19 protein-coding genes are annotated in these 21,086 nt (G+C 72.0%); 11 read left to right on the forward strand and 8 right to left on the reverse strand.

What is annotated here, in order from left to right; genetic code table 11:
- A partial coding sequence (locus AC156L_RS17305; protein ID WP_484407022.1) for a hypothetical protein occupies positions 1 to 187 on the reverse strand: 187 nt, incomplete at its 3' end.
- Between AC156L_RS17305 and AC156L_RS17310 the strand changes: the two genes are divergently transcribed.
- Entirely contained in the window at positions 109 to 660 is a 552-nt protein-coding gene (locus AC156L_RS17310) for a DDE-type integrase/transposase/recombinase (RefSeq protein ID WP_484407021.1), read from the forward strand. The two genes, AC156L_RS17305 and AC156L_RS17310, sit on opposite strands and share 79 nt — an antisense overlap.
- A gap of 630 nt (positions 661 to 1,290) precedes the next feature.
- Here the strand turns inward: AC156L_RS17310 and AC156L_RS17315 are convergent.
- From AC156L_RS17315 to pdxA, 4 genes are all read right to left on the reverse strand, one after another.
- Complete coding sequence (locus AC156L_RS17315) at positions 1,291 to 3,780, reverse strand: VIT domain-containing protein (RefSeq protein WP_330880979.1); 2,490 nt, start codon at positions 3,778 to 3,780, stop codon at positions 1,291 to 1,293.
- Positions 3,777 to 4,388 carry a MerR family transcriptional regulator gene (locus AC156L_RS17320; RefSeq protein WP_330880976.1) on the reverse strand — a complete coding sequence of 204 codons (612 nt, stop codon included), beginning with the start codon at positions 4,386 to 4,388 and terminating at the stop codon, positions 3,777 to 3,779. The genes AC156L_RS17315 and AC156L_RS17320 overlap by 4 nt, the downstream gene beginning before the upstream one ends.
- A gap of 292 nt (positions 4,389 to 4,680) precedes the next feature.
- Positions 4,681 to 5,454, reverse strand: coding sequence for a DeoR/GlpR family DNA-binding transcription regulator (locus AC156L_RS17325; RefSeq protein ID WP_330880974.1), 774 nt, complete (start codon positions 5,452 to 5,454; stop codon positions 4,681 to 4,683).
- 49 nt (positions 5,455 to 5,503) lie between these two features.
- Positions 5,504 to 7,594 carry a 4-hydroxythreonine-4-phosphate dehydrogenase PdxA gene (gene pdxA, locus AC156L_RS17330; protein ID WP_330880972.1) on the reverse strand — a complete coding sequence of 697 codons (2,091 nt, stop codon included), beginning with the start codon at positions 7,592 to 7,594 and terminating at the stop codon, positions 5,504 to 5,506.
- Positions 7,595 to 7,760: 166 nt separating this feature from the next.
- Between pdxA and AC156L_RS17335 the strand changes: the two genes are divergently transcribed.
- Genes AC156L_RS17335 through AC156L_RS17375 form a run of 9 tightly spaced genes read left to right on the forward strand, consistent with a single transcriptional unit; the run spans position 7,761 to position 16,440 of the window.
- Positions 7,761 to 9,338: an ABC transporter substrate-binding protein gene (locus tag AC156L_RS17335; protein WP_330880970.1), complete on the forward strand. Its 1,578-nt coding sequence runs from the start codon at positions 7,761 to 7,763 to the stop codon at positions 9,336 to 9,338.
- 3 nt (positions 9,339 to 9,341) lie between these two features.
- A complete protein-coding gene (locus AC156L_RS17340) occupies positions 9,342 to 10,277 on the forward strand; it encodes an ABC transporter permease (RefSeq protein WP_330880968.1) in 936 nt (311 codons plus the stop codon).
- Entirely contained in the window at positions 10,274 to 11,197 is a 924-nt protein-coding gene (locus AC156L_RS17345; protein WP_330880966.1) for an ABC transporter permease, read from the forward strand. The genes AC156L_RS17340 and AC156L_RS17345 overlap by 4 nt, the downstream gene beginning before the upstream one ends.
- On the forward strand, positions 11,194 to 12,024 hold the full coding sequence (locus tag AC156L_RS17350) for an ABC transporter ATP-binding protein (protein WP_330880964.1): 831 nt from the start codon (positions 11,194 to 11,196) through the stop codon (positions 12,022 to 12,024). Before AC156L_RS17345 ends, AC156L_RS17350 begins: the two co-directional genes overlap by 4 nt.
- Positions 12,021 to 12,848, forward strand: coding sequence for an ABC transporter ATP-binding protein (locus AC156L_RS17355; protein ID WP_330880962.1), 828 nt, complete (start codon positions 12,021 to 12,023; stop codon positions 12,846 to 12,848). Before AC156L_RS17350 ends, AC156L_RS17355 begins: the two co-directional genes overlap by 4 nt.
- Positions 12,845 to 13,801 carry an aldo/keto reductase gene (locus AC156L_RS17360; RefSeq protein WP_330880960.1) on the forward strand — a complete coding sequence of 319 codons (957 nt, stop codon included), beginning with the start codon at positions 12,845 to 12,847 and terminating at the stop codon, positions 13,799 to 13,801. Before AC156L_RS17355 ends, AC156L_RS17360 begins: the two co-directional genes overlap by 4 nt.
- 19 nt (positions 13,802 to 13,820) lie before the next feature.
- Positions 13,821 to 14,588, forward strand: coding sequence for an HpcH/HpaI aldolase family protein (locus AC156L_RS17365; RefSeq protein ID WP_330880958.1), 768 nt, complete (start codon positions 13,821 to 13,823; stop codon positions 14,586 to 14,588).
- A complete protein-coding gene (locus tag AC156L_RS17370) occupies positions 14,585 to 15,763 on the forward strand; it encodes a sialidase family protein (RefSeq protein WP_330880956.1) in 1,179 nt (392 codons plus the stop codon). Before AC156L_RS17365 ends, AC156L_RS17370 begins: the two co-directional genes overlap by 4 nt.
- Entirely contained in the window at positions 15,760 to 16,440 is a 681-nt protein-coding gene (locus tag AC156L_RS17375) for an SDR family NAD(P)-dependent oxidoreductase (RefSeq protein WP_330880954.1), read from the forward strand. The genes AC156L_RS17370 and AC156L_RS17375 overlap by 4 nt, the downstream gene beginning before the upstream one ends.
- Here AC156L_RS17375 and AC156L_RS17380 read toward each other — a convergent pair.
- From AC156L_RS17380 to AC156L_RS17390, 3 genes are all read right to left on the reverse strand, one after another.
- On the reverse strand, positions 16,429 to 17,544 hold the full coding sequence (locus AC156L_RS17380; RefSeq protein WP_330880951.1) for a putative glycoside hydrolase: 1,116 nt from the start codon (positions 17,542 to 17,544) through the stop codon (positions 16,429 to 16,431). The genes AC156L_RS17375 and AC156L_RS17380 overlap by 12 nt on opposite strands.
- Before the next feature lie 746 nt (positions 17,545 to 18,290).
- Positions 18,291 to 18,893, reverse strand: a complete 603-nt coding sequence (locus tag AC156L_RS17385; protein WP_330880949.1) for an NAD(P)-dependent oxidoreductase — start codon at positions 18,891 to 18,893, stop codon at positions 18,291 to 18,293.
- On the reverse strand, positions 18,890 to 20,266 hold the full coding sequence (locus tag AC156L_RS17390; protein WP_330880947.1) for an MFS transporter: 1,377 nt from the start codon (positions 20,264 to 20,266) through the stop codon (positions 18,890 to 18,892). The genes AC156L_RS17385 and AC156L_RS17390 overlap by 4 nt, the downstream gene beginning before the upstream one ends.
- A gap of 97 nt (positions 20,267 to 20,363) precedes the next feature.
- Between AC156L_RS17390 and AC156L_RS17395 the strand changes: the two genes are divergently transcribed.
- Positions 20,364 to 21,074 (forward strand): TetR/AcrR family transcriptional regulator, encoded by a 711-nt coding sequence (locus AC156L_RS17395; protein ID WP_330880945.1) that lies wholly within the window; start codon positions 20,364 to 20,366, stop codon positions 21,072 to 21,074.
- The last annotated feature ends 12 nt before the right edge of the window (positions 21,075 to 21,086 follow it).

Consider the following 21,086-nt stretch of genomic DNA (forward strand, 5'->3'; position numbering starts at 1 on the left):
GGGAGACGCGCTGGTGAACCGCTTCCAATTCTTCGCAGACCACCAACGCCGCCACGGCGTCAAGCGGTTGTGCCAGGTCATCGGGATCGCCCGATCCCTTTACTACCACTGGAAAGCCACCGCGCCCGACCGAGTCACCCGCGCAGCCGCAGACGCCCGCCTGGCGGCAGGTATCCGCGTCGTCCACCGCGAGTCGACTGCACCTACAGCGTCCCGCGGATCACCGCCGAACTGCGCGACGCCGGACACGTGGTCAACCACAAGCGTGTCGCGCGGGTCATGCGCGGGATTGGCTTGGCCGGGTTGCGGCTGCGCAGTCGACACCGCACCACCACCGCAGACCCCGCGACGGTCAAGGCGCCGGACCTGCTCGGCCGGGACTTCACCGCGCAGGCGCCCAACACCCGCTACGTTGGTGACATCACGTATCTGCCGATCGCCGACGGCACCTTCGCCTATCTCGCGATCGTGATGGACCTGTGTTCACGCCGTCTGGTCGGCTGGGCGATCGCCGATCACATGCGCACCGAACCGGTCCTCGACGCTTTGGTCGCCGCGCAGCGCACCAGGGGCAGCCTGGCCGGAGCGGTGTTCCACAGCGACCAAGGGCCCAATACGGCTCCCGAGCGTTCGCCGACGCCTGCCAGGCCTCCGGGGTGATCCGGCCCATGGGCGCGGTCGGCAGCTCGGCCGGCAACGCCGCCGCCGAAAGCCTCAACACCTCCTTCAAGTGCGAAACCCTCCAAGGCGCCCGGACTTGTGGCAGCAAGGGAATCACGGCTGGCCGCGTTCGGCTGGCTGCACCGCTATAACATCCGACACCGTCATTGCCAACTAGGGCGGATGTCCCCGATCGATTACGAGAACAGCCTCACTTCGACACCGGCTACGCTCACCCCAGCCGCATAAACCCGTGTCCAACATCGGGGGTAAGGCCCAACGGCGTGACATCGTTTCTCCGGCTACGCACACTGCTCACCGCCTGAGCCGAGACGGTGCCAGTCCTTCAGAACCGCCGCTTACATGCTGTTCGCGGTCAGCACGACAGCTATTCCTCCTTCTCCAGCAACACTCCTGGGCTTCCGACACCGCACCACCGGAGACGGCCACGTTGCAGGGACACAGCCATGCAGACCCTGGCGACCGCAGCTCCTTGGCCTGCACCGGCGAAACCGCGGCATCTTGATCGGGAACCGTGAAACCGCGGGTCGTTGGTCGAGAGCAACGAGACAGTGTGTGGTGGAGGTCTGTCGGAGCCCTCTGTGGGACTCCGACAGACCTACCCCCGTGTCAGCGGCGCCAGAAAGCTGTGCGGCGCTGTGGAGTGGCGTCGGCGTTGGTGTCGGTTGACGTGAAGGCCTCCAGTACTCGTCTTGCCTCGGTCCAGAGGGTGTCCACGTCGCCACCTGCCAACAGGTCCGCTACCAGCCGGCGGAGCGGGTCGTAGGTCGGACCGGTCAAGCGGGCCAGTAGCGTGTCCAACCTGCTGGCCAGGTCTGCCAGCAGGTCCCGACGCTCGTAGTCGGGAAGACCCTCGGCGTCGCGCAGACGGGCCGCTTCCGTTGCCACGATCGCCCGCAGGTCGCCCAGACCGTCGTCCGGCAGGATCCGGAGCGACTCGGACTGGGTGCTACCGGCCAGAGGCGTTGCGGACCGCCGCTTCGGACTGGCGGACGCCGGGGGAGGAGGCGAACCAGCGGAAGCAGGACGAGGGGGCACCCCAGCGGGAGCCGGTGAGCGGGGCGGGCCGCCCGGTGCGTCGCCCGCGGACCTCGACCCGGACGGAGCGCCACCCGCGAACGGCACGGGCATCGACGGAGGCGGTGGCATCGAGAACGGCGGTGCCGGGGCCACCACCGGCGCACTCCCCATGCCTCGCAGCATCGTCTGCGGCGCACCGAACGACATGGTCTGGACCGGTGGTGCCGACTCCCAGCCCGCGGGCAGTTCGACCGGCTGCACCACGCGGTGCACGGTGCCGTCCGCCACGACCTCGGAATCGACCGCCACGAACGCGGTGAACCGGCACAGCACCCCGAACTTCAGCGAGGTCGCCACGATCGTCGACTCCAGCCCGGAGTTCCCCGCCACGTACGCGTCCTCCATGCGCCGCAACGCCGACCGCGCCCACTGGGCCGTGATGGCGGGCTCGTCCCGCAGCCCCACCGGCACCACCGCGTCCCACGCACGGTCGTCCCGCGTACGGCCGTGCACGGTGAAGGAACCGGACGCCTCACCGCGGTAGCGACCGGACACGACCAACGGCACACCGGGGTAGATCGCCGTCGGCCGGGCCGACTCCTCCACGAACGACACCCCGTCCGCGGACACCACGACATCGGTGACGACGGGCGCGGCGATCCGCCGCTGGATGTGCTCCATGGCGTCGTCCAGCCTGTCCTCGCTCTCCACCAGCTCGCACCGCCCGGCGCCGGTCGCCGCGAGCCTGCCCAGGAACCCCGCGTTGACGGCCGTGTCGATGCCGACGGCGTGCACCCTCGTCCGGCCGACGAGTGGTGCGATGTCGTGCAGGATCTGGTCCTCGTTGCCCACCTGCCCGTCCGTGACCAGCACGACCGTCCGGTCCCGGTCGCCGTCCGACCGGTCGAGCAGCCGCAGCCCGTCCCGGATCGGCGCCAGGAGTTCCGTGCCACCACGAGCCTGCACGCCCGCCAGGTGCTCCACGGCCCGGTACCGGTTGCGGTCCGTCGCCGCGACCAGACCCGCGCCCAGGTCGGCAGGGTGGCCGACCTCGTGGTCGAACGTGACCACGGCGAACCGGTCGTCCGCCGTCAGCGTGTCCACGATCCGCGCCGCCGCCCGCCGTGCGGCGACCATCTTCCAGCCGTGCATGCTGCCCGACCGGTCGAGCAGCAGCACCACGTCCCTCGGCCGCACCGGCGCCACGGACTCCGGCGGCAGCACCGTCACCTGGTACGTGCCCTCGGCGCCGTCGGGCTGGTCCGGCACGCACACCGCCGCCGAGCCGTGCCCCTCGTACGCCAGGCGCAGCACGAAGTCGCGGTCGGCCCGCTCACCGGGCGACACCGTGATCAGGTTCCCCTCCTGGTTCACCACGTGCAGACTCGACCGGACCGCACCGAGTTCCAGCCCGGCCGGGTCGACCTCCACCCCGATCGACAGCCGCACCGGGTTGGGGAAACCGGGCAGCAGCACCGGGGGCGTGATCCGCGACGCGTCCGGCACCTGATCGGTGTCCTCCGCGTAGCCCTCGCCCACCGACTCGCCGGACAGGGGAGTACCGGGCACGTACCGCGGCGCGACCACGAGCGGGAACCGGAACGTCGCCGCGCCGTCCTCGAACACCAGCGGCCCCACCATCGTCAGCGCGACGCTGACCTGCTCGCCGGGCAGGATGTTCCCGACGCGCATCGTGAACACATCAGGTCTTTCCTCCTCCGCGATCGACGCCCGCTTCCCCGCCGCGATGGCCTCGTCGTACTGCTGCCTGGCCGCTCCCCGCTCCTGGAGTTCGGCCTCCACGACCCGCTCGTCGGCGGTCATCGTCATCCCCGTGACGGCCGCGCGGTCGGGTAGCGGGAACACGTACGTGGCCTCGAGCGCGGTGTCGTGCGGGTTGACGAAGTCCGTCGTCAGCACCACCCTCCCCACCAGGCCGGTGACCGAGGCCCGCACGTCGATCCGCTGCAGGGGCAGGTTCCCGCGCTCGGTGCGCAGCGTGCCGACTCCGCCCTCTCCCGTGACGCGGCCGATCCGGTCGAGTTCGGGCACGTCCATCGGAGTGATCGAGAAGGTCATGACGAGTCCCTTTCGTCGGTGAGGCCACGGGAGGAGAGCAGATCGAGCAGGGGTTGGGCCGCGGAGGCGATGGCGGTCCGGTCAGCGGGGGAGGGGATGCCGGGCACCAGCACCACCACCCCGCCGGGCAGCACCACGCCGGTGAGCGCGGCGGGCGGTGTGTCGGGCGGAGCGTCGGACACCACGACCGTCGGGACGGAACGCCCGACGTCCCACCCCCGAGCGGAGTTCGATGGCGGGGTCGTCCAGAACCGGGGTCTCGTCGACTCCCCGAGGGGCAGCTCACCCCCCGCCAGCAGCCCCTCGGGGACACGCGCGACAGCCGCCAACCGGTCGTCGGTGGCCCCCGCGAGTTCGGACTGGATCTCGGCGAGCGTGCGCCCGTCCGCCTGGAGCCTCTTCACCGCGACGAGTTGCAGCAGGTGGCGGGTTTCGTAGAGCGCGGTCCGCCCCCGCATCGCGGACGGCCGATCCACCAGGCCGGTGGTCGCGTACCAGCGGACGGCACGCCGATCGGGCACGTCGCGGACCCGCCCGTTGGGCGCGCCGGGGTATTCCGCGGCCAGCGCCGCGCCCACCCTCTCCACCAGCTCGTCGATCGTCCACATGGGGTAATGGTGACACTGCAATGGTGACAGTGTCAATGTCAGACGTGTCGCCCGCCAGGGTGAGTTGACGGGCGCGATGTGCCGATACGAGTCATCCGCCGGGTGACCGAGGGGTCACCCGGCGGGCTTCACCGGCCTTCGACGCCGAGTTGCCGAGCGCGGCGGCGCGGTCGAACGCCGCTCCATCCGACTCGAGCGGTTCCGTGGTCTGCCGCGCGGAGGACCTGCTGACGGCGGAGGTCGCCACCGCCGCGATCGTGCTCTGGCTCCTGGTCTCCTCGCAGGGCCCCGGCTAGTCCTGGTCGGGGTCGACCGTCACCACGTGCGCGCCGCGCTTCGTGAACTCGGCGACCAGACCGGGGTCGGCGCGGTTGTCGGTGACCAGGGTCCAGCGGGACGGCAGGCGGACCCACGAGTGGAACGGGCTGCGGCCGAGCTTGTCCGAGTGCGCCAGCACGTAGACCTCCGCCGCGCGGCGGATCATCAGCTCCTTCAGCCTGGTCTGTTGCAGGTCCGCCTCGCACAGGCCGTTCTCCGGCGTCACGCCGTCCGCGCCGAGGTAGACGCGGTCGAACGTCATGCGTTCCAGCGCGGCCTCGGTGAGCGGGCCGACGAAGCCCTGGCTGAGGTGCCGCAGGGTGCCGCCGAGGCACTCCACGTGCACCGACTCGGAGCCCGCCAGCTCGTGCAGCGCCGTCAGGCCGGTGGTGGCCACGGTGAGCTGAGGCACGGTGCGCACCTCGTGCGCCAGCGCGCCGACGGTCGTGCCCGCGTCCAGCAGGATCGTCTCACCGGACTTGACCTCCGAGGCCGCCCACCTGGCGATGGCGACCTTCTCGACGAACCCCTCCAGCGTCCGCTGCCGCACCGACAGCTCCGGGTGCGCGAGCAGGGCCATCGCGCCGCCGTAGGTGCGCGCCACCCTGCCCTCGTCGGTCAGCCGCGCCAGGTCGCGGCGGATCGTCGACGCCGTGACGTCGAACGTGAAGGCGAGTTCCTCGACGCTGGCAAGACCCGTCGTGGTCGCCATCCGGACGATCTCGTCGCGACGGTCTCCCGTCCGCATCCCCGCCATGCGCTGCCTCCGGTGCTGTCGTGGTCCGCGCAGAATATCGTCAGACGGCCACCGGGCTGGGTGACATGCGGGCGGCCTGGTGCAGAGCCTCGATCATGCTGCGGATGTCCGCCACGCCCTTGCCCGCGATGTCGAACGCGGTGCCGTGGTCGACCGACGTGCGGATCACCGGCAGGCCGACGGTGATGTTGACGCCCGCCTCGATGCCGAGCACCTTCACCGGCCCGTGGCCCTGGTCGTGGTACATCGCGACGATGAGGTCGTAGTCGCCGCGCCCCGCCAGGAAGAACGCGGTGTCGGCGGGCAGCGGGCCGCGGGCGTCGATCCCCGAGGCCTGGAGCACCTCGATGGCGGGGGTGATCTTCTCGGCCTCCTCGCCCTGGCCGAACAGGCCGTTCTCGCCCGCGTGCGGGTTGATCGCGCACACGCCGATCCTGGGCTCCGGGACACCCGCGCGGACCAGCGCCTCGTGGCCGCGCCGGACGGTGCGCTCGACGAGACCGGGCTCGATCTTGCGGATGGCGTCCACCAGCCCGATGTGCGTGGTCACGTGGATGACCTTGACCCTCGGTGTCGACAGCATCATCGACACCTCCTCGGTCCCGGTCAGGTGCGCCAGCAGCTCGGTGTGGCCGGGGTACACGTGGCCGCCCGCGTGCAGCGCCTCCTTGTTCAGCGGCGCGGTGCAGATGCCCTGCACCTTCCCGGACATGGCCAGCTCGGACGCCACCCGGATGTAGTGGAACGCCGCGTCTCCCGCGGTCGCGGACAGCTCACCCCACCGGAGGTCGGCGGGCAGCAGGCCGAGGTCGATCACGTTGACCCGGCCGGGGACGAACTCGGCGTCCTCGACGGACTCCACGGCCACGACGTCGGCGGTCACGCCCAGCGCCTCGGCGCCCAGCCGCAGGCGGGCGGCGTCGCCGACCACCACCGGGCGGCACTCGGCGGCCAAGCCCTCGTCGAGCAGCGCGCCCACGACGACCTCGGGGCCGATGCCCGCGCCGTCGCCCATCGTGACGGCGATGTACGGGCGGGTGTCGGGACTGGTGGTGCTCACGTGGCTGCCTCCGTGGCGTTCGTGGTCGGACCGCAGCGCGGCCGCGATCGCGGTGAGTGAGTCGGGCGCGCCGAAGCTGCCCGGTCTGGTGACGACGCGGCGGCCGTCGGACGTGGTGCTCAGGACGGCGCCGTGGTGCCCGGCGAGGGCGCCGTGGACGGTGAGGCGGGTGACGCCGAGCCGGTCGAGCACGGCGCGGGCGGTCTCGCCGCCGGTGAGGACGAGGTCGGCGGTGCCCGCGGCGTCGGCGGCCGCGTCGGCGAGCGCGGCCACGACTCCGCCGGGCACGACCTCCGCGGGTGCGGTCAGGACGGTGAGCCACTCGGGTCGGCCCGCCGCCCGCAGGTGGTCGACCTGCGCCGAGGCCGCCGCCGTGCCGACGACGACCAGCACGGCCGAACCGGGCTCGGGCACGACGGTGGACGGGCCGGAGCCGAGTGCCTCGGCGAGTCCGGCCGACCCGACCAGCACCGCCCCCACCTCCGAGCCCGCCGCGGCGACCAGGGACAGGTCGGTGTCGGCCTCCGCGTCGCACACGGCGACGGCCCCGCTCGCGCGGATCGCGCGCAGCCGCGCGGCGAGACCGGGACCGCGGACATCGGCCAACGGCACCAGGGTCACGGGCAGCGGCGCGAGGAGTTCGGCGATCGAGCGCGGTGGCGGCACCGGTTCCACCCGCCACGCGTCCGTGTCGTGCAGGGGCACGCCGTCCAGGTGCACGACGCCGCCGAGCACCGCGCGGCCGAGCCGGGGGAGCGCGGGGCACACGACGGCGAACCCGCCCGCCCCGCGCACGGCGGCGGCCACGTGCCCGCGCAACTGCGAGTCGACCTTCACGAACACCTGCCGGGACGCCCCCAGCGCGGCGATGGCCCGCGCGGTCCCCGACTCGGCCTCGGTGGCGGGTCCCGACCGCGTGTCGAGGTCCACGACGATCACGTCACCGTCATCGGGAGGCAACACCGGGCCGATCCCCAGCAGCACCAGGTTGCGCGTTGTGCGCACACCGATCGCGGCGGCCACTTCGGCGGATCCGGACAGATCATCAGCAATAACGAGGATCTTTGTCATGTTCGCCCCACCTCCTCCGGTTGAAGGATTGCACAGAACGCGCCAAAATGACCAGAGCGCTTGCGCGAAACGTGCAGGCCGTGTCAGTGTGGCTCGGGTAACACCGGTGTCCCCGGCCGTGCAGGGCCGCAGCGCCGAATCCCCCGAGCACTGTGAGAGGTCGACGATGACCCGATCCGGAAGCGGCCCGGAGCTCTCCCGCCGCACCCTGTTGAGGTGGGGTGCGATAGCCGGAGCAGGCGTCACGCTGGGTCCGCTGCTGACCGCGTGCGCCGGTCCGACCGGGACCCCCGGCCCCGGCACGCTGACCCTCGCGCTCAACCGCTCGCTGGTCAGCCTGGACAACAAGCTGAACCAGTTCGACGCGGCCGTCACCGTCCAGCGCGGTGTGCGCCAGGCGCTGACCAGGGTCGGCCAGGACCTGAAGCCCCAGCTCGTGCTGGCCGACCGGTTCGAGCTGACGGCACCCACCCAGTGGACGGTGCACCTGCGCGACGGCGTGCGCTACTCGGACGGCTCGCCCGTCACGATCGAGGACGTCAGCACCGCGCTGAAGATGTACCAGCAGGTGAACGGGTCGTTCATCGCGGGCTTCTTCTCCGAGTTCCCCACGGTCGTGCCGGTCGACGACGCCACCTTCCTGCTCCAGACCGAGCGCCCCATCCCGGTGCTGGACTACCTGATGGCGAACATCCTGGTCACGCCCTCGGCGAGCAACCGCCCGGAGGAGTTGCAGGACGGCATCGGCTCGGGCCCGTACGTGGTGCGCTCCGGCAACCGCGGCACCGGCAACTACTCCCTGTCGGTCAACGAGAACTACTGGGGTCCCAGGCCGAGCGTGCCGAACGTGCAGGTCCGGTTCGTGCCCGAGGAGTCGAGCCGGGTCGTGTCGCTGCGCAGCGGCGAGGTCGACGTGATCGACTCCATCACCCCGGACTCCGCCGACCAGCTCGCGGGCCTGCCGGGCGTGCAGATCACCCGCACCCCGAGCACCCGCGTCAACCAGCTGTTCTACAACTTCCGCAAGCCGCAGGGCCACCCGCTGGCCGACCCGAGGGTGCGTGAGGCGCTGACCTACGCCATCGACGGCCGGTCGCTGGTCCAGGACGTGCTCGTCGGCTCGGTCACCCAGGCCGACGGCGTCGTGCCGACCGGCCTGGAGGGCGCGGTCAAGACCGGCGAGTACGTGTACGACCCGAACCAGGCCAGGCAGCGGCTGGACGCGCTGGGCGTGCGCGACCTCGAACTGAAGATCATCTGGGAGAGCGGCGAGTTCGCCAGCGACACCTCGGTGATGGAGGCCGTGCTCCAGATGCTCGGCCAGGTCGGGGTGCGCGCCTCGCTCCAGCAGTTCGAGCCGGGCGGCGACATCCTGTCGTGGCGGCAGGGCAAGGCGGGAGACTGGGACGTGCTCGGCAACGGCTTCTCCAGCCCCACGGGCCTGGCCGTGAGCATCCTCCAGGGCATGTACGCGGGCACGCCCGAGAAGGAGCAGACCCGCGACACCTACCAGGGCTACGTGGTCCCGTCGATCGCCGCGCAGATCGCCGACGCCTCCGCCGAGCCCGACGCCGCCCGTCGCGCGCGGCTGCTCAGCGACGCGCAGAAGGCCGTGTGGGCGACCTGGCCGTGCCTCTGGGCGTTCGTGCCGAACGCCGTGCTCGCCAGCCGCAGCCGGGTCGGCGACATCTCGCTCGTCCCCACCAACTCCTACGACCTCGCGTCCGCGCGACTGGAGGGCTGACCGATGGCGCCCTACCTGTTCAAGCGCCTCGGCCAGAGCGTCCTCACGGTGTTCCTGACGATCTCCACCGTGTTCGTGCTGATCCGCATGGCCTCCGGCGACCCGGCCGCCGCGTACGCCGGTCCGCTCGCCACGACCGAGGACCTGGCGAAGATCCGCGCCGCCTTCGGCCTCGACCGGTCCGTGGTCGAGCAGTACCTGCTGTTCCTCAAGGGCATCCTGACCGGCGACCTCGGCACGAGCTACTCGTTCCGCTCGCCCGCGCTGGACGTGGTGCTCGACCGGCTGCCGTTCACCATCACCCTCGCGGTGGCCGCGATCCTGATCACCACCCTCGTGTCCGTCCCACTGGGCGTGTGGATGGCCCGCCGCGCCGACACGGGCCGCGAACTGGGCGCCAACGTCGTGACCATCGCCGGTCAGTCCATGCCGGACTTCTGGAGCGGCATCATGCTGCTCACGGTGTTCGCCGTGCTGATCCCGGTGCTCCCGGCGTCCGGCTTCGCCACGTGGGGCGGCCTGGTGCTGCCCGCCCTCACCGTCGCCATCCTCCAGATCGCGCTCATCTCGCGGCTGGTGCGCAGCGAGATGGCCAAGAACCTCACCGCCCCCTACCTCACCGTGGCCCGCTCGCGCGGGGTGTCGGAGCGGGCGCTGGTGTGGCGCTACGCCATGACCAACTCGTCGATCCCCGTCGTCACCGCGCTGGGCACGCGGTTCGCGTCCATGCTGAACGGCGTGGTCGTCGTGGAGGTCGTGTTCGCCTGGCCGGGGGTCGGCTCGCTGGTGGTCCGCGCGCTGGAGACGCGCGACTACCCGCTGATCCAGGCCACCGTCCTCGTCACGGCGGCGCTCGCCGTCACCGTCCAACTCCTGGTCGACCTCGCCTACCCGCTGCTCGACCCGCGGGTGCGCCTCGGGAAGAAGGTGTCCGCGTGAGCACCACACACCCCGGACCGGCCCGCGTGCAGCGGTCCGGACCCGGGCCCAGCGCCGTCACCCCGAAGCACCTCGCGCGGGCGAAGATCACCCGGCAGCGCCGGGGCTCGCGGCTCAAGCTGTGGGCCGGGCTGGTCTGCACGCTGGTCGTCGTCATCCCCGTGGCGCTGGCCCGCGTGCTGCCCCTGCCGGGGCCCGACCAGCAGGACCTCGCGAGCCGCCGCCTGGCGCCGTTCACCGACGGGCACCTGTTCGGCACCGACCAGCTCGGCCGCGACCTGCTGTCCCGCGTCCTGCACGGCGGCCAGGTGTCGCTGCTGGTCGGTCTGCTCGCGGTCGTGGTGTCCGGCCTGATCGGCATCGTGCTCGGCGCGGCGGCGGGCTACTTCGGCGGCTGGATCGACACGGTCGTGTCGCGGCTGCTGGAGGCCCAGCTGTCGTTGCCGCTGCTGATGATGCTGCTCCTGGTGGTGGCGCTGTTCGGACCGTCCATCCCGGTCATCACGTTCGTCATCGCCATCGCGCAGTGGCCCGAGGTGGCCAGGCTGACCCGGTCGCTCGTGCTGGTGGAGCGGGAGAAGCCGTACGTGGCCGCCGCCCGCGTGCTCGGGCTGCACCGCCTCGCGATCCTGCTGCGCCACGTGCTGCCGAACGTCGTGAAGCAGGCCAGCCTCGTGGTCCTGCTGCTGCTGGCGCAGGCCGTGCTGCTGGAGAGCGCGCTGTCCTACCTGGGCGCCGGTCCGCAGCGGCCGTTCGCCACCTGGGGTCGGATCATCTCCGACGGGCAGGACTACATCACCACCTCGTGGTGGATGGTCACGCTGCCCGGCCTCGTCATCGTCGCGCTCGTCGTGGGCGTGAACCTGCTGGGAGACGGCCTGCGCGACCGCGCACGCCGTCGGAAGGTGAGCACGTCGTGAGCGCCGCGCTGCTGGACGTCGTGGACCTCCAGGTCGAGCTGATCACCGCGGGCGGTGTCGTGCGCGCCGTGGACGGCGTCAGCTTCACCATCGGCGAGGGCGAGACCGTGACCGTGATCGGCGAGTCCGGCTCGGGCAAGTCGACCACCGCGATGGCCGTCCTCGGCCTGCTCCCGGACGACCTGGCCGTGCTGTCGGGCTCGGTGCGCTTCGGCGACACCGACGTCATCGCCGAGCCCGGTGCGCTGCGCGCCGTGCGCGGCCGGACCGTGTCGCTGATCCCGCAGGACCCGATGACCGCGCTCAGCCCGGTGCACACGATCGGGCGGCAGTTGGTCGAGGCCGTGCGCCTGCGCAGACCGGAACTCGCCAAGCGCGACGCCGAGGCGCGTGCCGTGGAACTGCTCGACCTGGTCCACGTGCCGCGCTCGACCGAGCAGCTCGGCCGGTACCCGCACCAGCTGTCCGGTGGGATGCTCCAGCGCGTGCTGATCGCCATCGCGCTGGCGGGGGAGCCCCGGCTGCTGGTGGCCGACGAGCCGACCAGCGCGCTGGACGTGACCGTGCAGGCCGGGATCCTCGGGCTGCTGCTGGAACTCCAGGAGAGCACCGGCATCGGCATCCTGATGATCACCCACGACCTGGGCGTCGCGCGGCTGGTGTCCGACCGCATCCACGTGATGCGCGACGGCCGGTTCGTCGAGTCCGGCGACGTGGAGGCGGTCGTCGACCACCCGAGCCACGAGTACACCCGCAAGCTGCTGTCCGCCGTGCCCGTGCTCGGGCCGTGGGACGAGGACGGCACCGCCGCCGGAGGAGACCGATGACCACACCGCTGCTCGACGTGCGCGACCTCGTGGTGGAGTACCACGTCCGCGGCGGCTCGTTCCGCGCGGTCGACACCGTCAGCTTCACCGTCCACAAGGGCCGGACGCTCGCCATCGTCGGCGAGTCCGGCTGCGGCAAGTCCACCATCGCCTGCGCGATCGTGCGGCTGCTCAAGCCCAGTTCCGGGCAGATCCTGCTGGACGGCACGGACATCGCCCCGCTGTCGGAACGGCGGATGCGCCCGCTGCGCTCGCGGGTGCAGATGGTGTTCCAGGACCCGTACGCCTCCCTGGACCCGCACCTGAGCGCGCAGGACATCGTCGCCGAACCGCTGCGGCTGCGCGGGGTCAGGTCCGCCGCCGAACGCCGCGCGACGGCCGCCGAGCTGATCGACCGGGTCGGCCTGCCGTCCAGCGCGCTGGAACGGCGGCCCGCCGAGTTCTCCGGCGGCCAGCGCCAGCGGATCGGCATCGCGCGGGCGCTGGCCAGCAGCCCCGAACTGCTGGTGTGCGACGAGGCGACCAGCGCGCTGGACGTGTCGGTGCAGGCGCAGGTGCTGGCGCTGCTGGAGGACCTCCAGCGTGACACCGGCCTGACGTGCATCGTCATCTCGCACAACCTGGGCGTGGTGCGGCAGATCAGCGCGGACGTCGTCGTGATGAGGGCGGGCCGGGTCGTCGAGTCCGGGCCGACCGCCGACGTGCTCGCCGCGCCGAAGGAGCCCTACACCCGTGCGCTGCGCCGGGCCGCGCTCGACCCCACCGCCATGACCGGCCGCAAGCCGCGCGCCTTCGTCACGGCCCGAGAGGAGATCCCCGCGTGAGCACGTTCGCCCTGTCCCGGCTGGTGCTGGGCACGATGACGTTCGGCGACACCGTCGACGCCGACGGCGCGCGCCGGATGCTGGACGCGGCGCTCGACGCCGGGATCACCGGTGTGGACACCGCTAACGGCTACGCGGGCGGCGCGTCGGAGGAGATCCTGCGTGACCTGCTGCCCGGTCGCCGCGACCGGATCGTGCTGGCCACCAAGGCGGGCATCCCGCACCCCGACGCCGGGGGAGACGGTCCGCTGTCGGCCGCCGGGCTGCGCAAGTCCCTCCGGGGCAGTCTGCGGCGGCTCGGCGTCGACCACGTCGACCTGTTCTACCTGCACCAGCCCGACCGCTCGACGCCCATCGCCGAGACCGTGTCCGAACTCGGCAAGCTGGTCGCCGAAGGGCTCGTCTCCGCGATCGGGGTGTCGAACTTCGCCGCGTGGCAGATCGCGGACCTCATCCGCGAGTGCGACGCGCAGGGAGTGCCCCGACCCGTCGCGGCGCAACAGCTCTACAACCTGCTCGCCCGCCGGGTCGAGGACGAGTACCTGGAGTTCGCCCGCGTCACCGGGCTGCTCACCGTCGTCTACAACCCGCTCGGCGGCGGTCTGCTGACCGGCAGGCACTCGTTCGCCGAGAAGCCGAGAGAGGGCAGGTTCGGCGACTCCCGGCTGGCCGCGATGTACACCGAGCGGTACTGGGACGACCGGTTGTTCGCCGCCGTCTCCGCGCTGTCGGACGTCGCCGCGGGCGCCGGGATCCCGTTGACCGAGCTGTCGCTGCGGTGGCTGCTCAGCCAGGCCGACGTGGGGTCGGTGCTGCTCGGCGGTTCCCGCGTCGAACACCTCGTCGCCAACGTGCACGCCGCTTCCGCCGGTCCGCTGGCCGCCGACGTGCTCGCCGCGTGCGACGAGGTCGGGGCCGCGCTGCGCGGTCCCATGCCCGCCTACAACCGCTGAAAACCCTGGAGGAGCTGGTATGTCCGCGAGCGAGTTCGCCCGCAAGATCCGCGCCCGTGAGCGGGCCGTCGGCTACTGGTGCGTCCTGGACGCCCCCGTGGCGACCGAGCGGGTCGCGAGGCTCGGCTACGACTACGTGTGCCTCGACGGCCAGCACGGGCTGCTCGGCTACTCGGGTCTGCTGGCCGGGCTGACCGCGATCGACGCGGGCGGCGCGTCCACCGGTCTGGTGCGGGTGGAGGCGAACGACCCCACGCCCATCGGCCGGGCGCTGGACGCGGGCGCGGGCGGGGTGATCGTGCCGCTGGTCGACACCGCCGCGGACGCCGCGGCCGCCGTGACCGCGGCGAAGTACGGCCCCGAGGGCAAGCGCTCCTACGGGCCGATGCGGTCCGCGCTGCGCATCGGCCCGACCCCGGCGGAGGCCAACGCCTCCACGGTGGTGCTGGTGATGATCGAGACCGCGCAGGGCCTGGCGAACGTCGAGGCGATCTGCGCGACCCCCGGCCTGGACGGCGTGTACGTCGGTCCGTCCGACCTCATGCTGGCCCTGGGCGGCGCGTTCCCCGGCGACCCCGCGCTGGCCGCGGAGTTCGAGGTGGCGCTGACCCGCGTCCGCGAGGCCGCCGCGGCGGCCGGGATCGCCGCGGGCATCCACACGATGGACGGCGCCTCCGCCGCCAAGCGGCTGGCCGAGGGGTACACGTTCGCGTCGATCTCCTCGGACCTGACCCACCTGGAGGAGTCCGCGGCCACGCACCTCGCCGCGTCGCTGGACGAGTCGTGAGCGTGCCGACCGTCGCGTTCGACGGGGTGCTGCGCCCCCGTGCCGACGACCCGGAGCGGCTGGACGCGATGCTGCCCGCCCCGGCCGTGCAGAACCACGCCGCGAACCTGGCCTCGCTCCCCGGCGGTGACCTGGGCTGCGTGTGGTTCGGCGGTACGCAGGAGGGTGTTCCGGACATCAGCGTCTGGTTCGCCCGGCTGCCCGTCGGCGCGGACACGTGGTCCACGCCCGTGCGGCTCTCGGACGACAGCACCCGGTCCGAGCAGAACCCTGTGCTGTTCGTCGCGCCCGGCGGTGCCGTGTGGCTGCTGTGGACCGCGCAGATCGCGGGCAACCAGGACACGTCCGAGGTGCGCCGCCGGATCTCGGCCGACGGCGGTCGCACGTGGGGTTCGACCTCGACGCTGATCCCCGCCAGCGACACCGGCGGTGTGTTCGTGCGGCAGCCGATCGTCGTGCTGGACTCCGGCCGGTGGCTGCTGCCGGTGTTCCACTGCGTGTCCGCACCGGGCCGCAAGTGGGTGGGGGACCGCGACACGAGCGCCGTGCTGATCTCCGACGACGCCGGGGAGACCTGGCGGGAGAGCGCCGTGCCGGACAGCACGGGTCGCGTGCACATGAACGTGGTGCCGCTGCCCGACGGCACGCTCGCCGCGTTCTACCGCAGCCGGTGGGCGGACTTCGTCTACCGCTCCACGTCGACCGACGACGGCGAGACGTGGACCGCGCCCCGAGCGGTGCCCGACCTGCCGAACAACAACTCGTCGGTCCAGGTCGTGCGGCTGGCCGACGACCGGCTCGCGGTGGTGTTCAACGACAGCAGCGCCCGCGACGCCACGGAGCGCAGGCTGTCGCTGTACGACGAGATCGACGACGACGGGCTGGCCGACGAGCAGGCCGCGCCGACCGAGGAGTTCGGGGCCGCGTTCTGGGGCGCTCCGCGCGCGCCGATGACGGTCGCGCTCTCGTCCGACGGCGGTCTCACCTGGCCGGTGCGGCGGAACCTGGAGGTCGGCGACGGCTACTGCCTGACCAACAACTCCCGCGACGGGCTCAACCGCGAGTTCTCCTACCCGACCGTCCAGCAGGCGGCCGACGGGGCACTGGACATCGCGTTCACGTACTTCCGGCAGACGATCGAGCACGTCCGCGTGCCCGTGGCGTGGGTCGGATGAGCCCGCACGCGCTGGTCACCGGTGTCAGCTCCGGTATCGGCCTCGCCACCGCGCGCAGGCTGCTGGCCGAGGGCTGGGCCGTGACCGGGCTCAGCCGGGGCGAGCCGCCGCTGCACCACGACCGGCTCACGTGGCGCGCGACCGACCTGGGTGACCTGTCCGCGCTGCGGTCCACCGTGCGGGAACTGTCCTCGGCGGACGCCGTGGTGCACGCGGCGGGGTTCCAGCGCTCCGCGCGGCTCGGGTCGCTGTCCACGGAGGACGGGGCGGGCATGTGGCGGGTGCACGTGGAGGCCGCCACCGTGCTGGTCGACGCCGCCGTCGACCGGATGCCGCGCGGCGGTCGGGTGGTGCTGATCGGCAGCCGCACGATGACGGGAGTGCCGGGCAAGAGCCAGTACGCCGCGACGAAGGCCGCGCTGGTGGGTCTGTCGCGGTCGTGGGCCGCGGAGCTGGTGGACCGGGCCATCACGGTCAACGTCGTGGCCCCCGGTCCGACCGACACCCCGATGCTGCGCGACCCCGGCCGGGCGGCCACGCCCGTCCGGCTGCCGCCGATGGGAGCGCTGATCGATCCGGCCGAGATCGCGGGGACGGTGCTGTTCCTGCTCGGGCCGGACGCCCGCAGCATCACCGGCCAGGCACTGGTGGTGTGCGCCGGGGCATCACTCGCGTGACTTGGCCGCGGTGCAGGGCTTGCGCAGGACGGAGCCGGACGTGCCGCCCAGCGACACCGACAGGACGAAGAAGCCGTGCTCGTCGGAGTGGGTCCTGCCCAGGTCGACCCTCAGCGCGCTTCCGCCGGTCCGGTTGGTGTTCACCACGACCGTGCCGCAGGTGAAGTCGCGGCGGAACAGGTTCTTGCCGATGGTCTGGTACGGGCCGGTCGGCTCGCCCAGGTCCCAGTTGTACTCGGGACGCGTCGGCGCGGGTTCGCCGTAGTTGTCCGTGCCGACCGTCTCCGCGATGGCGCTCTTGCCGCCCTTGACCAAGAAGTAGCTGGAGAGCGCGTACCGGAAGGCCCCGTTCTCGGAGGGGGAGAAGTGCGGCTGCACCCAGGTGATCTTGCCGCGGGCCTCGTTCGAGGCGATCTGCTCCGCCTGCCTCGCCCACCCGCCGTCGCCCGCGGCCAGCAGGTTCGTCCCGCTGAACGCGACCCACCACTCGTCGAACCCGCCGTCCAGGTGTTCGGTGTAGGCGTCCCAGAGACCGGGGTACAGGCGGGCGTTCGCCAGGTTCGCCACGGTGAGGATCCCCGCCGCGGCGAAGCGGGGGCGGAGGTTCGCGAACATCGACTTGTACGCCGTCTGGAACGCCAGGTCGGTCGGGTACGCCTTGGGGCACCTGCCCTCGTGGTAGGTGTCGCACCCGAACAGCGCGTTGTCCATCAGCACGCCGTCGAAGCCACCGGCTTTCGCGCTCGCGATGACGTTGTCGCCCCACCGGCGCTGGTATTCCCGGTTGCCCACGTCCATCTGCCAGTGCCCCGAGTAGCCGCCGTACTCGAACCGCTTCCCCTTCTTGTCGGTGAGGAACCATTCGGGGTTCGACTTCTCCGCTTCGCAGTAGCCGACCCCGGTGGGGATGGCCTTGTCGTCCGCTCCGTTGCGGCACGCATAACTCCGGGTCGACGACAGGTCCTTGTACACGAACACCTTGATGGCGGGATTCGCCTTCTTGAACTTCGCCGAGAGGTCGCCTTCCCACGCGTTGAGCACGACGTAGGACAGTTTCTTCGCCTGTTCGGCGATCGTGGTGTCGCTGATCGGGGAGCTGTCCATGTGCAGCCAGAACGACTGCGCCTTTCCGGGGGAGCTCGCGGGGACCGGTGGACTGGTCGGGCTCGGCGGGGTCGTGGGGGTGGTCGTCGGACTCGGCGGAGTTGTCGGGCTGGTCGGGCTCGGTGGGCTGGTCGGGGGTGTCGGGGTCACCACGGGGCTCGTCGGGGCCTCGGGGGCGATCGGGGCTTCGGGGACCGTGATCTCGGGAGTTGGGGGCTCCGGCGCCGTGACCTCCGGAGCGGGGGCCTCGGGCGCAGGTGCCTCCGGGGTCGGCGTGATCTCGGGGGCCGGAGCTTCCGGGGCCGGGGTCTCGGGGACAGGGGTCTCGGGACCAGGCGGAACCACCGGGCTCGTCGGAACGGCGGGGCTGGTCGGTGCGGCGGGACTCACCGGATCAGTGGGGTCTGCGTGAGCGGGAACTCCGATCGCGCTCGTCAGGACGAGTGCGGCTATCGCGGCTGTCATCCGGGACATCGGAACCCCTTCGGATCGGCGATCACGAGAAGCGCGCTGATCGGCGGATTCCCGACGGCCTTCCGAAACAAACGGATTACCGCCGCCGCCACTCGGGAGTGGGTGGTTCGCAGATGAAACCACACCGGTGCGGGAAAACTCGGAAATTGATGAAACGGTGTCCTCGATACTACCGGGAGTCGGGTTTTGTACCGTCGAGGACAAACTTGTGGTTGACGCCGACATGATCATCGGCGTTAACCATTACTTTGCGGGATTTTTTTGGAGCGCAATCACCTGGCGATGGTCGGTGCCGCTCTCGACCACCGTCGCCCGTCCAGTTCCCCCACCACGAACCGCGCGACGTCCGCGCGGGGCACCTGCCGGCCCGACGCGGGGGTCTCGCCGTCCAGCACGCGGTAGACGCCGGTCGGCTCGGTGTCCAGGAGCCGGGCCGGGCGGACGAACGTCCACTCCGGACCGCTCTCGCGCAGGACCGACTCCATGAGCCTCATGTCGTCGTACAGCTCCCTCGCGAGTGGACGGACGAGGTGGCGGTACCAGAACGAGAAGTTCGGGTCGTCGTCGCGGACGCCGCCCGAGGTGATGGCGATGACCCGGTCGACGTTCGCCGACACCAGCGCGCGGGCGCAGTCGGAGTACAGGCCGTGGGCACGCCTGCCCGCGGGTCCGACGGCGGAGACCACCACGTCGTGCCCGGCCACCGCGGCCCGCACGCTGTCCGGGTCGCGCACGTCGGCGCGCACGACGGCACCCCCGCCGGTGAACTCCGCCGGTGTGCGGACCGCCGAGGTCACGTCGTGGCCCGCGCGCACCGCTTCCGCGACGACGAGCCGACCGGTGCGGCCCGCGGCTCCCAGAACGACGACCTTCATGACCGAACTCCCGACCGGTGGTGGGGAAGCAGGGCGACGAGGAGGGCGCTGACCAGGCACATCGCCGTGACGACCAGCAGGCCCGGCACCAGGCCCCCGGCGAAGAACAGCGTGCCCAGCACGGCCACGCCGAGCGCGGTCGCGAGCTGCTGGACCGCGTTGAGCGCACCCGACGCGCTGCCCACCTCGTCGGGCGAGGCCACCGCCAGCACCGACTGGATCACCGTGCCGAACAGCAGACCCAGCCCGAGGCCCACGACCAGCGTCGGGACCGACAGCGCCCACGCGGGCAGGTCCGAGGACACGACGAGCGCCAGGCCGATCACCCCGGCCGCCTCCACGGCCAGGCCGAGGTGCAGCACCGACCGGCCGGGCCCGGCCTCCAGCCTGGGCGCGGCGATCGAGCTGAGCACGATCCCGACGGCCATCGGCGACAGGGCCAGTGCCGTTCCCAGCGCGGTGTGCCCGAGGACGAGCTGGAGGTGCAGCGAGAGCACCAGCGTCAGCCCGCCCGCCCCGGTGAAGAACGACACGGCGACGACCAGTCCGGTGACGAACGCCCGTTTGCGCAGCAGGCTCGGCACCAGGATGGGTGACCGGCTGGTGCGCTGGCGCCGTCCCAGCGCCAGGAACGCCACGACGCCGGCGGCCAGTTCGGCGAACGTCCACCAGGGCCGGCCCGCCTCGCGGCCCTGGATGAGCGGGTGCACCAGCAGCGCCGACCCCGCCGCGACCAGCACCGCGCCGACCGGGTCGATCCGCGCGGTCGTGTCGCCGCGGTCGGCGGGCATCCAGCGCAGCGCCCCGGCGACGACCAGCGCCCCGATCGGCAGGTTCACCAGGAAGACCAGCCGCCAGTCGAGGCCGCCGGGGTCGAGCGCGATGAGGCCGCCCGCGACGATCGGCCCGCCGATCGCGGCCAGCCCCATCACCGGCCCGAACAGCGAGAACGCCCTGGCGCGCTCGTGCTCCCCGAACACCGAGGCCAGCACCCCGAAGCCCTGCGGGATCATCAGCGCGCCGAACGCGCCCTGCGCCACCCGTGCCGCGACGAGCGCCTCGGGGGAGGTGGCGGCCGCGCACAGCGCGGAGGCGACGGTGAACCCGACGGCGCCGAGGACGAACAGCCGCTTGCGGCCCCAGTGGTCCCCGAGACGTCCGCCGACCACCAGCAGCACGCCGAACGCGAGCGTGTAGCCGGCCGTGAGCCACTGGAGCGTGGCGGCGCCGCCACCGAGTCCGGCGTGGACGGAGGGCGCGGCGACGGTCATCACCGTCGAGTCGAGCAGGTCCACGACCTCGGCGAGCAGCACGACGGCGAGCACCCGCCATCGCCACCGGTGTGCCGTGGTCGGGGGACTGGTTGTGGTCATCATCGGCTCCTGATTATTCACGAACGGTGTTCGCTAACGACTTTTCGAGAGGAACCCTGCACTAGCGAACAGTGTTCGTCAAGGTAGGATCGGCGCTGTGCCCGCCACCCCCCGCGCCCGTCCCGAGAAGTCGACGCTGAGCCTGGAGGCGATCGTGGCCACCACGCTCGACCTGGTCTCCGAGGTGGGGTACGAGGCGGTGAGCATGCGGCGCGTGGCCAAGGCGCTGGAGACCGGACCGGCGTCGCTCTACGTCTACGTCCAGGACCGCCGCGAACTCATGGCGCTCGCCCACGACCTGGCCATCGCGCGGGTCGTGCTCCCCGACGACTCCGACGGCGACTGGCGCGAACGCCTCGAGCTGCTGGTGGACCGCGTCGTCGTCGCGCTGAGCCGCCGCGGTGACATCGCGTCCGTCGGGCTGGTCGACGTCCCGACCGGTCCGCACACCCTCCGCGTGACCGAGGAGGTCCTGCGCCTGCTCCGGCTCGGCGGCATCGACGACGCCGCGTGCGCGTGGGCTGCCGACCTGCTCGCCCAGTACATCAGCTCGTCCGCGCTGGAGATCGCGGCGCGCCTGCGGGCCCAGCGCGAGCTGGAGCGCTCAGCCGGGTCGGAACGGGCCACCGAGGCCGCGATGACGGCCGCGTTCTCCGCGCGCCTGGACACCGTCTACCGATCCGTGTCCCCGGAGGAGCACCCGACGATCCACGCGCTCGCGCCCCTGCTGACCGGCGGAGGCGGCGACAGGGCGTCCTGGAAGCTGCGCGTGATCATCGACGGCCTGCTGGCGCAGCGCAGTCCTTGATTGCCTCGATCA

Source organism: Umezawaea sp. (genome assembly GCF_057122925.1).

Coding starts and splice junctions, on each gene's coding strand:
- AC156L_RS17315 (WP_330880979.1), bottom strand. CDS start 3,780: ATGACCTTCTCGATCACTCCGATGGACGTGCCCGAACTCGACCGGATC.
- AC156L_RS17320 (WP_330880976.1), bottom strand. CDS start 4,388: ATGTGGACGATCGACGAGCTGGTGGAGAGGGTGGGCGCGGCGCTGGCC.
- AC156L_RS17325 (WP_330880974.1), bottom strand. CDS start 5,454: ATGCGGACGGGAGACCGTCGCGACGAGATCGTCCGGATGGCGACCACG.
- pdxA (WP_330880972.1), bottom strand. CDS start 7,594: ATGACAAAGATCCTCGTTATTGCTGATGATCTGTCCGGATCCGCCGAA.
- AC156L_RS17335 (WP_330880970.1), top strand. CDS start 7,761: ATGACCCGATCCGGAAGCGGCCCGGAGCTCTCCCGCCGCACCCTGTTG.
- AC156L_RS17340 (WP_330880968.1), top strand. CDS start 9,342: ATGGCGCCCTACCTGTTCAAGCGCCTCGGCCAGAGCGTCCTCACGGTG.
- AC156L_RS17355 (WP_330880962.1), top strand. CDS start 12,021: ATGACCACACCGCTGCTCGACGTGCGCGACCTCGTGGTGGAGTACCAC.
- AC156L_RS17365 (WP_330880958.1), top strand. CDS start 13,821: ATGTCCGCGAGCGAGTTCGCCCGCAAGATCCGCGCCCGTGAGCGGGCC.
- AC156L_RS17375 (WP_330880954.1), top strand. CDS start 15,760: ATGAGCCCGCACGCGCTGGTCACCGGTGTCAGCTCCGGTATCGGCCTC.
- AC156L_RS17380 (WP_330880951.1), bottom strand. CDS start 17,544: ATGGACAGCTCCCCGATCAGCGACACCACGATCGCCGAACAGGCGAAG.
- AC156L_RS17385 (WP_330880949.1), bottom strand. CDS start 18,893: ATGAAGGTCGTCGTTCTGGGAGCCGCGGGCCGCACCGGTCGGCTCGTC.
- AC156L_RS17390 (WP_330880947.1), bottom strand. CDS start 20,266: ATGACCACAACCAGTCCCCCGACCACGGCACACCGGTGGCGATGGCGG.